A 15,099-nucleotide genomic window follows, 5' to 3' on the forward strand; every position below is an offset into this window, starting at 1 on the left:
CGTATCAAATGTCCCGGAAGATCTCGATCTGCGCCCCGATCGAGTTGAGGCGGGCCGCGAGGTCCTCGTAGCCGCGGTTGATGACGTAGACGTTGCGCAGGACGGAGGTGCCCTCGGCGGCCATCATGGCGAGGAGGACGACTACGGCGGGGCGCAGGGCCGGGGGGCACATCATTTCTGCGGAGCGCCAGCGGGTCGGGCCGTCGACCAGGACCCGGTGCGGGTCGAGCAGTTTGACCTGGGCGCCGAGGCGGTTGAGGTCCGTGAGGTAGATGGCGCGGTTGTCGTAGACCCAGTCGTGGATCAGGGTCTGGCCCTGGGCGCTGCCCGCGATCGCCGCGAAGAAGGGGACGTTGTCGATGTTCAGGCCCGGGAAGGGCATCGGGTGGATCTTGTCCAGCGGGGCCTGGAGTTTGGAGGGGCGGACGGTCAGGTCGATCAGCCGGGTGCGGCCGTTGTCGGCGGCGTACTCCGTGCTGCGTTCGTGGTCCAGGCCCATCTCCTCCAGGACCGCGAGCTCGATCTCCAGGAACTCCACCGGCACCCGGCGGATGGTCAGTTCCGACTCGGTGACGACCGCGGCGGCCAGCAGGCTCATCGCCTCGACCGGGTCCTCGGAGGGGGCGTAGTCCACATCGCGCTCGATGTGTGCGATGCCGTGCACGGTGAGGGTGGTGGTGCCGATGCCGTCGACCCGGACGCCCAACTCCTCCAGGAAGAAGCAGAGGTCCTGGACCATGTAGTTGGACGAGGCGTTGCGGATGACCGTGACGCCGTCGTGCCGGGCCGCCGCCAGCAGGGCGTTCTCGGTGACGGTGTCCCCGCGCTCGGTCAGTACGATCGCGCGCTTGGGGGTGACGCTGCGGTCGACCTCGCCGAGGTACGTGCCGTCGGTCGCGGTGATCTCCAGGCCGAAGTGCCGCAGCGCCGCCATGTGCGGGGTGACGGTCCGGGTGCCGAGGTCGCAGCCGCCCGCGTACGGCAGTTTGAAGCGGTCCATGCGGTGCAGCAGCGGACCGAGGAACATGATGACGCTGCGGGTGCGGCGGGCCGCCTCCAAGTCCATGGAGTCCAGGTCGAGTTCCGCGGGCGGCACGATCTCCAGGTCGTTGCCGTCGTTGATCCAGCGGGTGCGTACGCCGATGCTGCCGAGCACTTCGAGGATGCGGTAGACCTCCTCGATGCGGGCCACCCGGCGCAGAGTTGTGCGTCCGGCGTTCAGCAGAGTGGCGCAGAGCAGCGCCACACAGGCGTTCTTGCTCGTCTTCACGTCGATGCTGCCGGACAGTCGACGGCCACCGACCACCCGCAGATGCATCGGGCCGGCATAGCCGAGCGAGACGATCTCGCTGTCCAGCGCCTCGCCGATGCGAGCGATCATCTCAAGGCTGATGTTCTGATTCCCGCGTTCGATGCGATTCACCGCACTCTGGCTTGTGCCGAGCGCCTCCGCGAGCTGCGTCTGCGTCCAGCCACGGTGTTGCCGGGCGTCACGGATGAGCCTGCCGATGCGTACGAGGTAGTCGTCTGCCATGGGGCGACCGTATCTCAGATATGAGATGGGTATGCAATTGATGGTGGTTGAGTTGTTCTATTAGTATGCGAATAAGTGGAGGGGTGGTTTGAGGGTGGGTCACCGTCGGTGTGTGCGCGATGTCGTGGGGCGTGGCGCCGATGGGTCTTATTCGGCGGGTACCCCCCATGGCGCACTGAATGCTGCGCAAAGGGTTCTTGGCGAATGAAAGGTGTGAAGGGCGTGAAGGGTGTGAAAGGGATGAAAGGGGCGTCAGGGGTCGGGGGTGGGGCGCGGGCACGTTCCGGGTTGGCGTCGAGCGGTCCTTGGTGGGCCCTGATCGCCGCGTTCCCTTTCGTCGCGACGCTCACGACCGTCGTGCTCGTGTACGCCGTCGTGGCCGACCGGCTGCCCGAACCGCTCGCGGCCCACTTCAGCACCACCGGCGGCCGGGCCGACGGCTACGGCACCGCCCAGGACTTTCTGACGGTGGTTCTGGGACTCCTCCTGGTGAGCGGTGCCGTCTTCGGTGCCCTCCTCCAGGTGCCTGCGTTCCGCCCCGCCACCCCTTGGCTGATCGCCGGCGGATACGCCACGGCCGCGGGGATCGGCTATCCCGGCTGCCTCACCCTGCTCCTCAACGACGGTGCCGCCGATGCCTCGGCCGTACGGCTGCCCTTGTGGCAGCTGCCCGTGATGCTGGTGGTCGCCCTGGCCGCCGGTGTACTGGGCCGGCTGCTGGCCGGCGCCCCGCCCCGCCTGCCGCACCCGGAATCCGGCGGGGCACCCCGGCTCGACCTCCCGGCCGGTACGGCCGCCGGCTGGTCCCGCACCATCAGCTCGCCCCTGATGGCCGTCCTCGGCGGCGTGCTGTTCTGCGCCGGGCTGGTCCTCGGCGTCCTCGTCGACTGGCCGGCGAGCCTGAGCCTGATCCTCGCGGCGGCCCTGGTCCTTCCCTTCGCCTCCGTGCGGGTGACCGTCGACCGTCGCGGTCTGACCGTCGCGCCCACCCTGCTGCCCTCGCGGCTCCGCATCCGCCGTGTCCCCCTCGACCGCATCACGGAGGCCACCGGCCGGCCGATCGCCGCCCTGGCGGAGTACGGCGGCTGGGGCTACCGCATCCGCCCCGGCGGCAGCGGGCTCATACTGCGCTCGGGTGACGGAATCGTGGTGACGCTCACCGGCGGCCGGACGTTCGCGGTGACGGTCGACGACGCGGCCACCGCCGCTGCCCTGCTCAACACGTACGCGGACCGCGCGCGGTCGCAGCAAGGAGGCTGAGGTGCTCTTCCGGGTCGATCCCGGCTCGTCCGTCCCGCTCGGCGACCAGATCGCGGCATCGGTCCGCGGCGCGATCGCCGACGGCAGTGTCAGCACCGGGGAGCGGCTGCCGGCCGCCCGCGAACTCGCTGCGTCCCTGGGCGTGAACGTGCACACGGTCCTGCGCGGCTACCAGCGCCTCAAGGAAGAGGGCCTGATCGAACTCCGCCGCGGCCGCGGCGCGGTCGTCACCGGCAGCACCGCGCCGGCCCGCGCCCGCCTCGGCGAGACCGCCGCCCGCCTGATCGCCGAAGCCCGCCAACTGGGGCTCTCGGACGAGGAGATCGTGGGGGTGGTGCGGGTGGGGCTGAACGGGCGATGAGGGGGGCGGGCGGACGGGCAGTGACGGGCGGGCGGAACGGTGTGGAGCCGGCCGCCCGCCCGTTGCGGCCTCTCCCCGTGCTGCGCCATCCGGGGTCACACTGCAGCCATGGAACCCACCCAGGACCGGCGCACCGACGCCCTCCTCCAGCGCTTCCGCACCGACCTGCACACCCGACTGCCGCTCCGGGCCCTGTGGGCGCACGGGTCGCTGGGCGGCGGGGACTACCAGGAGGGCCGCAGCGACCTCGACCTGATCGCGGTCCTCGACTGTCCCGCCACCCCGGAGGAGGAGCGGGACATCGGTGCGCTGCACCGCACGCTGGACGCCGACGACCCGCTCGCCCGGCATCTGCACTGCAGCTACCTGGTCGCCGATGACTCCGCCGCCGACCCCGGACGCAGCCACCTCACCTGGGCCCACCGGGAGGTGCTGCACCGCCCGGTCACCCCGGTCACCCGGCGCGAACTCCACACGTTCGGCCGCGTCCTCTCCGGTGACGCCCCCGGTGCGCTGCTCCCGCCGGTGAGCGATGCCGAGCTCGCCGCCTACATCCGTCACGACCTGCGGAGTTACTGGCGGCCCGCGCTGGACGACCCGGCGCGCTGGCTCCAGGACGGCTGGGTCGACCTCGGACTGCTGACCCTCGCCCGCGCCACGGTGACCCTGCGCGACGGCACCCTCATCACCAAGGCCGAGGCGCTGACCGTCCTCGGCGAACTCGGCGCCCCGGACGCCGTCGTCACCGACATCAAAAACCGGCGGTACGGCCCCCGGCCCGCCCTCGCACCCGCGGACCCGGGCCGCCCCGATCCCTCGCCCTGGCACCTTCACCGCGCCGACCTCACCCGGGCCTTCCTCGGCCCGGCCATCGACCGGACCATTGCGACGTACGGAACGGGACGGTAATGAGGCATCAACTGCCCTCAGCCCGCTCGGAGTTGAGGCGGTGACGGGGTCGGACGGGCGCGGCGTTCCGGGGTCGGTGAAAGCGGGCAATTGCCGTGTCCTAGATTGGGCCGGGTGACCATTCGCCCCTCCCGTGACGAAGCCCCGACATCGAGGCCGACATCGAGGCCGACACCGACGTCGACGCCCCCGCAGACGCCTGCGCCGGCCCCGGCACCCGGCCGTCCCCGGTCCCGCGCCCGTGTGCGGGGGATCGCGCTCGGTGTCGTGCCGCTGGTGGCGCTGCTCGCCGTGGTGGGGTTCGCGCCGCTGCCGTACTCGGTGGCGCGGCCCGGGCAGACCACGGACGTGCTCGGGAAGCACGGCGGCGGGGAGGTCGTCGCCGTCAGCGGCGCCCCGGTGCGCAAGACCCGTGGCCAGCTGCGGATGGTGGCGATCCAGGCGACCGGGCCGCATGTCGACATCCACCTGGGTCAGGTGGTCGACGCCTGGTTCCGTCCGGATCGTGCGGTGATGCCCAGGGACGCCGTCTTTCCTTCCGGAAAGTCCGATGCGCAGGTCGCCCAGCACAACCGCGCGGACATGAAGTCCTCCCAGCGGTCCGCCGTCGCCGCGGCGCTCGGGCTGCTGCACAAGGACCCGGACCAGGTGAAGGTCAAGCTGACGCTCGACGATGTGGGCGGGCCCAGCGCCGGGCTGATGTTCTCGCTCGGCATCGTCGACAAGCTGGCCGGCGACGGCAGCGGCGGCGACCTCACCGGTGGCCGCACCATCGCCGGTACGGGGACGATCGACGCCGACGGCACGGTGGGTGCGGTCGGTGGCGCGGCGCTCAAGACGCAGGCGGCGCGGCGCGACGGGGCGAGCGTCTTCCTCGTACCGGAGGAGGAGTGCGCGCAGGTCCAGCCCGCACCGGCGGGGCTGCGGCTGGTCCCCGTCACCACGCTCAAGAGCGCGGTGCAGGCGCTGCGCGCGCTGGCCCGCGGTGGCACGGTCCCGCACTGCTGAGGTCGCCCACGCGACACCTCAAGTGCCCGCCTTCCCAGGCCAGTTGACCGCTCCTCGCCGTCAGTCGGTGACCTCGGCGTCCTCGTCCTCGCCCTCGCCCTCGCCCTCGATCTCGTTCTCGTTCTCGTTCTCGTCAAGGATGGTCAGGTCCAGCCGCCGCAGCCGCGCGAGGTCGGCCAGGATGTTGATCTCGACGATCCTTCCGTGCGCGAAGGTGAAGCCCATGACGGAGAAGAGCCGGCCGTTGTGCACCGTGACCACCCCCGGCGCACCGTTGACCAGGGCCGGCCGGGCGGACAGTGCCAACCGGGAGAACAGCAGGGCCTGTTCGACGACCGGCCGGGCCCCGCGGACCAGCTTCGAGATGCCGCCGGGCGCGGCACCGGCGTCCGCCCGCAGCACCACGTCCGGGTCGAGCACCGCGAGCAGCGCGTCGAAGTCGCCCCCGCGTGAGGCGGCGAGGAAGGCGTCGACCACCTCCCGCTGGCGGGTGAGATCGGTGTCCGGAGCCGGCGCCGTGCCCCGGACCCGCCGGCGGGCGCGGCTGGCGAGCTGCCGGGTGGCGGCCGGCGTACGGTCGATGACCGGCGCGATCTCGTCGAAGGGCATCGCGAACATGTCGTGGAGCACGAACGCCAGCCGTTCGGCGGGGGAGAGGGTCTCCAGAACGACCAGCAGGGCGAGCCCCACCGAGTCGGCCAGCAGTGCTTCCTGCTCAGGGTCGACGCGGTCCGGGGAGCTCACGATCGGCTCAGGGACATGTGTGTCGAGGGGGTCCTCACGGCGCGCCTTGCGCATCCGCAGCTGGTCCAGGCAGACCCGGCCCACGATCGTGGTCAGCCAGCCGCCCAGGTTCTCCACCCCGTCCACGCCGGACCGGCTCAGGCGCAGCCAGGCCTCCTGCACGGCGTCATCCGCCTCGCTGAGCGAGCCGAGCATTCGGTAGGCCACCGCCCGCAGATGCCTCCGGTTCTGCTCGAACTGCTCCGCCAGCCACTGGGTGTCGGTCATCGCTCTCCTGCTTCCCCGTCGAGGTGCGTCATGAGGATGACGTGGCGGACCGGCACGATGTGACGGTCGCGTGGCGTGACGCAGTGTCGCGCTGTGTCACCCGCCCAGGTCGGCGCCGTCGGTAGCCGGGGGCGCGAGCCCGTCCGCGAGTTGGGCGGCGGCAAGGGCGACGGCCTCCTCGGCGGTAGTGCAGTGAGAGGGCACGGTGGAAGCGCCGGGATGGTGGACCCGGAACCGTCCGTCGTGCAACGGGGTGATGGCCGCCTGAACAACATACGGATAGCGGGGCCGGCTGCTGAGGTTCACGGTGAAGTGGCTGGTGAAAGGGTGGAGCTGCCCCAGGCGCGGATCTGCACGGCAGGCCTCCAGGAGGGGGACGATGCTCGGGTACGGCCTTCCCGGCGTGAGGGCCTCGTGACGTTCACGATTCCACTGCCAGACCCGTATCAGCCGCTGCCACCTGGCCTCGCCCGCTCCGGCAGGCCCGCCACCGTGGGCTGTCACCAGATCGGCGAAGTCGGGCTTCGGCGGTATCGGCCGGTGCCCCGCACGGGTGGGATCGTCAAGGCTCATCACTACAGTCTGCCCCTGCGTCGTCGCCCCGGGGACGGTTCGGCCGGGCAGCGGCGCTGCGCGGTCACATTTCGGTGCGAACGGTCGGGGAGTTCCCTGGGACAGGACAAAAGTCAGGGCATGACCGCGCCGCCTCGATGTACTAGAGTTATCTCGACATCGAGATATCTGCCGAGAGGCGTACCGCTGCCGCGCTGGTAAGGCGAGCCTAACTTAGGTTCACCTTAGCGGATGGGGCGAAAGCCCGTGACGGCAGGATGCGGTGGTACGCGCGAATTCATGCATGAAGGAGACTGTCGTGTCGGCGAACAGCTTCGACGCCCGCAGCACGCTGCAGGTGGGCGACGACTCGTACGAGATCTTCCGGCTGGACAAGGTCGAGGGCTCCGCCCGTCTGCCGTACAGCCTGAAGGTGCTGCTGGAGAACCTGCTCCGCACCGAGGACGGCGCGAACATCACCGCCGACCACATCCGGGCGCTCGGCAACTGGGACTCGCAGGCCCAGCCCAGCCAGGAGATCCAGTTCACGCCGGCCCGCGTGATCATGCAGGACTTCACCGGTGTGCCGTGTGTCGTGGACCTCGCCACCATGCGTGAGGCCGTGAAGGAGCTGGGCGGCGACCCGGCGAAGATCAACCCGCTGGCGCCGGCCGAGCTGGTCATCGACCACTCCGTCATCGCCGACAAGTTCGGCACGAAGGACGCCTTCGGCCAGAACGTCGAGCTGGAGTACGGCCGCAACAAGGAGCGCTACCAGTTCCTGCGCTGGGGCCAGAAGGCGTTCAACGAGTTCGCCGTCGTCCCGCCCGGCACCGGCATCGTCCACCAGGTCAACATCGAGTACCTGGCCCGCACCGTCATGGTCCGCGGCGGCCAGGCGTACCCCGACACCCTGGTCGGCACCGACTCGCACACCACGATGGTCAACGGCCTGGGCGTCCTGGGCTGGGGCGTCGGCGGCATCGAGGCCGAGGCCGCGATGCTCGGCCAGCCGGTCTCCATGCTCATCCCGCGCGTCGTCGGCTTCAAGCTGACCGGTGAGCTCAAGCCCGGCACCACCGCCACCGACCTCGTGCTCACCATCACCGAGATGCTGCGCAAGCACGGCGTCGTCGGCAAGTTCGTCGAGTTCTACGGTGAGGGCGTCGCCGCGACCTCCCTCGCCAACCGCGCCACCATCGGCAACATGTCGCCCGAGTTCGGCTCCACCGCCGCGATCTTCCCGATCGACGACGAGACCCTGAACTACCTCAAGCTGACCGGCCGCTCCGAGCAGCAGGTCGCCCTGGTCGAGGCGTACGCCAAGGAGCAGGGCCTCTGGCTGGACCCGAAGGCCGAGCCCGACTTCTCCGAGAAGCTGGAGCTGGACCTCTCCACCGTCGTCCCGTCGATCGCCGGCCCGAAGCGCCCGCAGGACCGCATCGTCCTCGCCAACGCCGCCGAGCAGTTCAAGCTGGACGTCCGCAACTACGTCGACGTGGTGGACGAGGCGGGCCAGGAGTCCTTCCCGGCCTCCGACGCCCCGGCCGTGCACCCCAACGGTGCGCCGTCCAACCCCTGCACCGTCACCGCCCCCGACGGCTCGACCTACACCCTCGACCACGGTGCGGTGACCGTCGCGGCCATCACCTCCTGCACCAACACCTCGAACCCGTACGTCATGGTCGCCGCGGCGCTGGTCGCCAAGAAGGCCGTGGAGAAGGGCCTGACCCGCAAGCCGTGGGTCAAGACCACCCTCGCCCCGGGCTCGAAGGTCGTCACCGACTACTTCGACAAGGCCGGTCTGACGCCGTACCTGGACAAGGTCGGCTTCAACCTCGTCGGCTACGGCTGCACCACCTGCATCGGCAACTCCGGCCCGCTGCCGGAGGAGGTCTCCAAGGCCGTCAACGACCACGACCTGGCCGTGACCTCGGTGCTCTCCGGCAACCGCAACTTCGAGGGCCGGATCAACCCCGACGTCAAGATGAACTACCTGGCCTCGCCGCCGCTGGTCGTCGCCTACGCCCTCGCCGGCTCGATGAAGGTCGACATCACGCGCGACGCCCTGGGCACCGACCAGGACGGCAACCCGGTCTACCTGAAGGACATCTGGCCGAGCGAGTCCGAGGTGAACGACGTCGTCGCCAACGCCATCGGCGAGGACATGTTCTCCAAGTCCTACAGCGACGTCTTCGCGGGCGACGCCCAGTGGAACGCGCTCCCGGTCCCGACCGGCAACACCTTCGAGTGGGACGCCGAGTCCACCTACGTCCGCAAGCCCCCGTACTTCGAGGGCATGCAGATGGAGCCGGCGCCGGTCCAGGACATCAGCGGCGCCCGCGTCCTCGCCAAGCTGGGCGACTCGGTCACCACCGACCACATCTCCCCGGCCGGTGCGATCAAGGCCGACACCCCGGCCGGCCAGTACCTCACCGAGCACGGCGTCGAGCGTCGCGACTTCAACTCCTACGGCTCCCGCCGTGGTAACCACGAGGTCATGATCCGTGGCACCTTCGCCAACATCCGCCTGCGCAACCAGATCGCGCCGGGCACCGAGGGCGGTTACACCCGCGACTTCACGCAGGCCGACGCCCCCGTCTCCTTCATCTACGACGCCTCGCGCAACTACATCGACCAGGGCATCCCGCTGGTCGTCCTGGCCGGCAAGGAGTACGGCTCCGGCTCGTCCCGCGACTGGGCGGCCAAGGGCACCGCGCTGCTCGGCGTCAAGGCCGTCATCGCCGAGTCCTACGAGCGCATCCACCGCTCGAACCTCATCGGCATGGGCGTGCTGCCGCTGCAGTTCCCCGAGGGCGGCTCCGCCGAGTCGCTCGGCCTGACCGGTGAGGAGACCTTCTCCATCGCCGGCGTGACCGAGCTGAACGACGGCACCACGCCGCGCACGGTCAAGGTCACCACCGACACGGGCGTCGAGTTCGACGCGGTCGTCCGCATCGACACCCCCGGTGAGGCCGACTACTACCGCAACGGCGGCATCATGCAGTACGTGCTGCGGTCGCTGATCGGGAAGTAATCCCCGGCAGCCGCAACCCGGCAGCAGCGCCACGACGGGCCGCACTCCCTCTGCCGAGGGGGTGCGGCCCGTCCGCATGGGCGCGGTGGCGTCACCGCCCCCGGTCACCGGCCGGCCGGCGCTCCCAGCAGCTCGACCTCGGCGAGCGTGGCGGTGCCGTCGGGCACCAGCCGGTAGTGCCGGTAGTCCGCCGAGTGGGCGAGCGCGAAGACCCGGGTCTGCCGGTCCCAGGCGAACGATGCGCCGGAGCGGCGGTCCAGCGGTGTCCAGTGCGTGCCGTCCGCGGAGCCCTCCAGCCGCCAGCCGGCCGGGGCGGTGCCGCGGTCGGCCGAGGTGAGCGTGTACGAGGTGACCCGGGCCGGCCGGGGCAGGTCGATCGGCGCCGCGGTGAGCGGGGCCGCCGTGTCGGAGGTGTTGTCGAAGAGCGGGCCGGCCGACGGGTCGGTGGAGTCCGCCGGCGGCACCGGCACCTCGTCGTCCTCGGTGAGGGACGTGGGCGCGGCGTGCGGGCCGGTGCCCCAGGAGGACGGCCGGTCGCCCATGGTGAATTCGAGGGTGCCGCCGCGGGCGAGCAGCCGGTGCGGCAGCGCGGTGGAATTCCACGGCTTTCCGTCGACCCGGAGGGCCTGGACGTAGACGTTGCGGGCGTTGTTGCGCGGGGCCTTGACGACGAGATCGCGGCCGTTCTCCAGATGGATCGTGGCCTTGGGGAACAGCGGCGAGCCCACCGCGTATTCGCCCTGGCCCATCACCAGTGGGTAGAAGCCGAGCGCGCTGAAGACGTACCACGCGGACATCTCGCCGTTGTCCTCGTCGCCCGGATATCCCTGGCCGATCTCACTGCCGAGATAGAGCCGGGAGAGCGCCTCCCGGACCCTTTCCTGGGTCTTCCAGGGCTGCCCGGCCGCGTCGTAGAGATAGGCGATGTGGTGCGACGGCTGGTTGTTGTGGCCGTACATGCCCATCCGGGTGTCGCGGGCCTCGGTCATTTCGTGGATCACCCCGCCGTAGGAGCCGGCGAATTCCTTGGCGGCGGTTTCCGGGGTGGAGAAGTAGGCGTCCAGCTTCTTCGCCAGCGCGGCGCGGCCGCCGTAGAGGTTGGCCAGCCCCCGGGTGTCCTGCGGTGCGGTGAAGGCGGCGGTCCAGGCGTTGGTCTCGGTGTAGTCATTGCCCCAGACCCGGGGGTCGAACTTCTCCGGGGGCAGCCGCCAGTGGCCCTCGGCGTCCTTGCCCTGGAAGAAGCCGATCCGGTCGTCGAAGAGCTTGACGTAATTCCGGGCGCGACCCAGGAAATAGTCCGACTCCTCCTTGTAGCGGGGCTTCTTGGTCTTCTCGTAGAGCGCCTGGCCCATACGGGCGATGCCGAAGTCGTTGAGACAGCCCTCCAGCGCCCAGGACATGCCCTCACGGGTGTCGGTGCTCGTATAGCCGAGGAAGGGCGCGGTGTTCATGCCCTTGCGGCCGACGCCGGAGCCGGGCGGGGCGACCGTGGCGTTCTTGACGGCGGCGGCATAGGCGGCCTCGGCGTCGAATTTCACGCCCTTGACATAGGCGTCGGCGAAGGCCACGTCGGAACTCGTACCGGTCATCAGGTCCGCGTATCCGGGCGAGGACCACCGCGAGATCCAGCCGCCGTCCTTGTACTGCTGGACGAAACCGTCGACCATTTTCCCGGCCCGCCGCGGGGTGAGCAGCGAATAAGCCGGCCAAGTGGTCCGATAGGTGTCCCAGAAGCCGTTGTTGACGTAGATCTGCCCGTCGACGATCTTCGATCCGGTCCGGGTCGGGGTGTCCGGGCCGGTCTGCGGGGAGAACGGGCTCGCATAGCGGCTGCGCGAACCGACCTGCTCGAAACCGGAGTTGGGGTAGAGGTAGAGCCGGTAGAGGTTCGAGTAGAGGGTGGTCAGCTGGTCGTGGGTGGCGCCCTGGACCTCGATGCGGCCGAGGAGCGCGTCCCACTGCGCCTGGGCCCGCTGCTCGACGGTGCCGAAGGCGGTGCCGGCCGGGATCTCCCGGTCCAGGTTCGCCCGGGCCTGGTCCACGCTGATCAGGGAGGTCGCGATCCGCATCGTCACGGTCCGGTCGGCGCCCGGGCGGAAGCGGAGGTAACCGGTGACGTCCTTGCCGCCCCCGCCCTCCAGCCGGCCGCCGCCGGTCACCGGTGCGTCGAAGACGCCGTAGACGAAGAGCCGGGTGGCGCCGACGGACAGCCCGCTGCGGACGTCCGAGAAGCCGGTGACCACACCGCGGTCGGTGTCCAGGCTCAGCCCGCCCTTGTTGTTGACGTTGTCGAAGATCAGGCTCGCCCGGTCGCCGGGGAAGGTGAAGCGCATCAGCGCGGCGTGGTCGGTCGGGGTGATCTCCGTCTTGAGGCCGTTGTCGAAGGTCACGCCGTAGTAGTGCGGCCGGGCGGTCTCGTTGCTGTGGTGGAACGGCAGTGCGCGGCCGGTGCGGGAGGCGTCCGGGGTGCCGTCCGCGACGGACGGCATCACCTGGAAGGTCTGCCGGTCGCCCATCCAGGGACTGGGTTCGTGGCTGGCGCTGAACGCCTGGAGGGTGGGCAGGTTGTCGGCGTTGTTCTTCCGCGCGTACTCGTAGAGCCAGTCGGCGGAGTTCGCGTTGGTCACCGGGGTCCAGAAGTTGAAGCCGTTGGGGACGGCGGTGGCCGGGAAGGTGTTGCCGCGCGAGAAGTTGCCGCTGGAGAGGGTGCCGCGGGTGGTGACGGCGTAGTCCGACAGATGGGCGAGCGGTTCCTCCGGCGGGGTGGGCCGGAGGCTGATGTCGTCGACCCAGCCGCGGAAGGCGGGCGCGTCGGAGGGGGCCTTGGGCGCGTCGTAGGCGACCAGGATCCGGTCGACGGTCCTGCCGGCGGCGACCGCGCCGATCCGCGAGGTGCGGTGGTTCCACTGGTTGACGTAGAGGGTCTTGGACGCGGCCTGGCCCTGCGGGGTCAGCGGGGCGCCGTACTGGTCGACCGCGGACAGGTCGCTGAGGTAGGTGCCGTCGGTGAAGGCCAGATCGACCGCGACATGGGTCGCGGGGTAGGACAGATCGGTTCTGGTCATTTCCGGGAAGACCAGGTACGAGAGCGAGGTGGACGCCGTGACCGGGACGTTGACGTCGAAGATCTTGTTGTACGCGTAACCGTGGCCGTCGGCGGTGTGGGTGCCGGCATAGCGCAGCGCATGCCCGCCGGTGAAGCCGGCGTGGGCCTTGGCGGTGGGGGAGTCGGTGGGACCGGTGTCGGGGCGGGTGCTCATGCCGGGCGCCGCCGGGGTGGTCTCCGGGCTCACGCCGGAGGTCCGGGGTCTGCCGTCGGGACCGGTCTCGGTGGTGTCGGTCCAGTCGGGGCGGGGCTGGCCCGGTTCGAAGGAGGAGCTGAACTCCCCGTCCGCGCGGGGGAGGTGGGGCGGCGCGGCCTGGGCCGGGCCGGGGAGGGTGAGGACGAGCAGAACGGCCGCGGTGAGGGCGGCCGGGCGGGTGATGTCCCGCAGCTGACGGTGCCGGTGTCGGATCCGCACGCGAGCCCTCTCAACCAGATTGACATCGTTGTCAGTTGAATGGCGCCAAGATAAACAGAGATAAGTAACGTGCGTGGGGACTTTGGTGTCAAGGGTGTCGCTGCGATCGGGGTGCCGGTCGTGTCGCGGGGTGATCCGGCGGACCACCGGCGGCGGATGCGCCGCATGTCCGCGAGGTCTCAACTAGGGAAAGATGCCCGGCCAACCCTGCATTCGATCTTGCCCCTTCGGCTGGAAGTGGACTATACCTGTCGGCGTCCGACCGGCCGTACGACCAAGGCCGTGGATCCGGGGGGAAGGCGGGGAACGGATGATTGACCCGCATTTCTCTAGCAGGCCCGGTGCACATCCCGTACAACTCAGCTTCATCTGACCCGCGGTGCCGGGGTGGCTCCGGTACACCGCCTGAGTCCTGAAGAAGGCGAGGACTTGAGCATGGGATCCACCTCAGAATTCAATCGTCGTGATCTGGTCAAGCGAGCCGCTGCCCTGGGGATCGTCGCGGTACCGGCCATGAGCGTGCTGTCCGCCTGTGCCAGCGGCGGTGGCGGCGACGAGGACAAGGTCGAAAAGGGCAAGAAGTCGGCGAAGAATCCGCTGGCGGTCAACGAGTCGGCCGGCCTCGACGTGGTCATCTTCGACGGCGGATTCGGCGACAAATACGCCAAGGACGCCCAGGCCCTGTACGTCAAGGCCTTCCCGAAGGCCGACGGCAAGGTCAAACTGTCCTCCACCCAGAAGATCCAGTCGACCCTGCAGCCGCGCTTCAACGGCGGAAACCCCCCGGACCTGGTCGACAACTCCGGCGCCGAACAGATGGATTTCGGCACGCTGGTGGCCAAGGACCAGCTGACCGACCTCACTCCGCTCCTGGACGCCCCCTCCGTCGACGACCCGGACAAGAAGGTGCGCGACACCCTGCGCCCCGGCGTCGTGGAAATGGGGCAGTTCGGCGGCAAGGAGACCTGGATCCTCTACTACGCCTACACGGTGTACGGGGTGTGGTACTCCCGGAGCAATCTGCAGAAGCTCGACGCGGAATACCCCGAAACCTGGGACGACATGCTCGCGCTCTGCGCGAAGGCCAAGAAGAAGGGCGTCGCGGGCTGGACCTACCCCGGTAAGTACCCGTACTACCTGCCCTTCAGCCTCTACCCGTTCATCGCGAAGATCGGCGGCGAAGAGGTCCTGAAGAAGATCGACAATCTGGAGCCCAACGCCTGGAAGGACCCGGCGGTCAAGGCGGCCTTCGAGGCCTATTACGAGCTGTACCGCAAGGGCTATGTGCTGAAGGGCTCGCCCGGCCTGGACCACCTCCAGTCGCAGAAGGCCTGGGCCGAGGGCAAGGCGCTGTTCATCCCCAACGGCTCCTGGGTGGAGAACGAGTCGGCCAAGCAGATCGCGAAGAACCCGCACTTCGACCTCGCGGTCGGCGCCCCGTCCAGCCTGTCCACCTCCGACAAGATGCCGTACGGCACGATCTGGGCGTCCGGCGGCGAGCCGTACATCGTCCCGAGGAAGGCCCGGAACGCCGAGGGCGGCATGGAATTGCTGCGCATCATGCTCAGCAAGCAGTCCGCGCAGAACTTCATCAAGCAGGTGTCCTCGCTGACCTCGCTCAACGGCGGCACGGAAGGACTGAAGCTGCCGCCGGGCCTGGCATCGGCGCAGGCCGCGCTGGAGAAGGCGGGCCAGAACATCGTCAATCCGCGGCTGCAGGACTGGTACGTGGCGCTGCAGAAGGAACGCATCGGGGTCGGCGCGCTGGGCGAGATGATGGCCGGCCGGATGACGCCCGACGAGGCCATCGCGAAGATCCAGAAGTATGCGGACGAAACCCGCGACGATTCCAGCGTGAAGAAGTACAAGCGCTGACCGATACGTCGTCCGACGCGTCACCGGCGGT

At 69.7% G+C, this 15,099-nt stretch carries 10 protein-coding genes; 6 read left to right on the forward strand and 4 right to left on the reverse strand.

Annotated elements, in window-relative coordinates:
• Nucleotides 1–4 precede the first annotated feature (4 nt).
• Nucleotides 5–1,534: a UDP-N-acetylglucosamine 1-carboxyvinyltransferase gene (locus tag ACGF4C_RS04355; protein ID WP_030414254.1), complete on the reverse strand. Its 1,530-nt coding sequence runs from the start codon at nucleotides 1,532–1,534 to the stop codon at nucleotides 5–7.
• A gap of 363 nt (nucleotides 1,535–1,897) precedes the next feature.
• Here ACGF4C_RS04355 and ACGF4C_RS04360 point away from each other — a divergent pair, with 363 nt between their 5' ends.
• The 4 genes from ACGF4C_RS04360 to ACGF4C_RS04375 all read left to right on the forward strand — a co-directional run bounded on the left by ACGF4C_RS04360 (nucleotide 1,898) and on the right by ACGF4C_RS04375 (nucleotide 5,072).
• Nucleotides 1,898–2,794 carry a DUF1648 domain-containing protein gene (locus ACGF4C_RS04360; RefSeq protein ID WP_393563144.1) on the forward strand — a complete coding sequence of 299 codons (897 nt, stop codon included), beginning with the start codon at nucleotides 1,898–1,900 and terminating at the stop codon, nucleotides 2,792–2,794.
• Nucleotide 2,795: 1 nt separating this feature from the next.
• Nucleotides 2,796–3,155: a GntR family transcriptional regulator gene (locus ACGF4C_RS04365; protein ID WP_393563146.1), complete on the forward strand. Its 360-nt coding sequence runs from the start codon at nucleotides 2,796–2,798 to the stop codon at nucleotides 3,153–3,155.
• A gap of 108 nt (nucleotides 3,156–3,263) precedes the next feature.
• On the forward strand, nucleotides 3,264–4,064 hold the full coding sequence (locus ACGF4C_RS04370) for a nucleotidyltransferase (protein ID WP_393563147.1): 801 nt from the start codon (nucleotides 3,264–3,266) through the stop codon (nucleotides 4,062–4,064).
• 243 nt (nucleotides 4,065–4,307) lie between these two features.
• Entirely contained in the window at nucleotides 4,308–5,072 is a 765-nt protein-coding gene (locus ACGF4C_RS04375; protein WP_393563149.1) for a S16 family serine protease, read from the forward strand.
• Between the two features lie 60 nt (nucleotides 5,073–5,132).
• Here the strand turns inward: ACGF4C_RS04375 and sigJ are convergent, their stop codons facing one another.
• Both sigJ and ACGF4C_RS04385 read right to left on the reverse strand, forming a co-directional pair.
• Entirely contained in the window at nucleotides 5,133–6,083 is a 951-nt protein-coding gene (gene sigJ / locus ACGF4C_RS04380; RefSeq protein WP_393563150.1) for an RNA polymerase sigma factor SigJ, read from the reverse strand.
• A gap of 96 nt (nucleotides 6,084–6,179) precedes the next feature.
• Entirely contained in the window at nucleotides 6,180–6,656 is a 477-nt protein-coding gene (locus tag ACGF4C_RS04385; RefSeq protein WP_393563151.1) for a DUF6193 family natural product biosynthesis protein, read from the reverse strand.
• A gap of 298 nt (nucleotides 6,657–6,954) precedes the next feature.
• Here ACGF4C_RS04385 and acnA point away from each other — a divergent pair, with 298 nt between their 5' ends.
• Complete coding sequence (gene acnA, locus ACGF4C_RS04390; protein ID WP_362136836.1) at nucleotides 6,955–9,672, forward strand: aconitate hydratase AcnA; 2,718 nt, start codon at nucleotides 6,955–6,957, stop codon at nucleotides 9,670–9,672.
• 104 nt (nucleotides 9,673–9,776) lie between these two features.
• Here acnA and ACGF4C_RS04395 read toward each other — a convergent pair whose 3' ends face one another.
• Nucleotides 9,777–13,193: a GH92 family glycosyl hydrolase gene (locus ACGF4C_RS04395; protein WP_393563153.1), complete on the reverse strand. Its 3,417-nt coding sequence runs from the start codon at nucleotides 13,191–13,193 to the stop codon at nucleotides 9,777–9,779.
• Nucleotides 13,194–13,628: 435 nt separating this feature from the next.
• Here ACGF4C_RS04395 and ngcE point away from each other — a divergent pair, with 435 nt between their 5' ends.
• Entirely contained in the window at nucleotides 13,629–15,068 is a 1,440-nt protein-coding gene (gene ngcE / locus ACGF4C_RS04400) for an N-acetylglucosamine/diacetylchitobiose ABC transporter substrate-binding protein (protein WP_393563155.1), read from the forward strand.
• The last annotated feature ends 31 nt before the right edge of the window (nucleotides 15,069–15,099 follow it).

This window comes from Streptomyces sp. NPDC048197 (assembly GCF_043202395.1).
GTDB classification, from domain to species: Bacteria; Actinomycetota; Actinomycetes; order Streptomycetales; family Streptomycetaceae; genus Streptomyces; species Streptomyces siderophoricus.

What these genes read in the sequence shown, in the direction of transcription:
- ngcE (WP_393563155.1), top strand. Translation starts at nt 13,629, where the DNA reads ATGGGATCCACCTCAGAATTCAATCGTCGTGATCTGGTCAAGCGAGCC.
- sigJ (WP_393563150.1), bottom strand. Translation starts at nt 6,083, where the DNA reads ATGACCGACACCCAGTGGCTGGCGGAGCAGTTCGAGCAGAACCGGAGG.
- ACGF4C_RS04355 (WP_030414254.1), bottom strand. Translation starts at nt 1,534, where the DNA reads ATGGCAGACGACTACCTCGTACGCATCGGCAGGCTCATCCGTGACGCC.
- ACGF4C_RS04385 (WP_393563151.1), bottom strand. Translation starts at nt 6,656, where the DNA reads ATGAGCCTTGACGATCCCACCCGTGCGGGGCACCGGCCGATACCGCCG.
- ACGF4C_RS04370 (WP_393563147.1), top strand. Translation starts at nt 3,264, where the DNA reads ATGGAACCCACCCAGGACCGGCGCACCGACGCCCTCCTCCAGCGCTTC.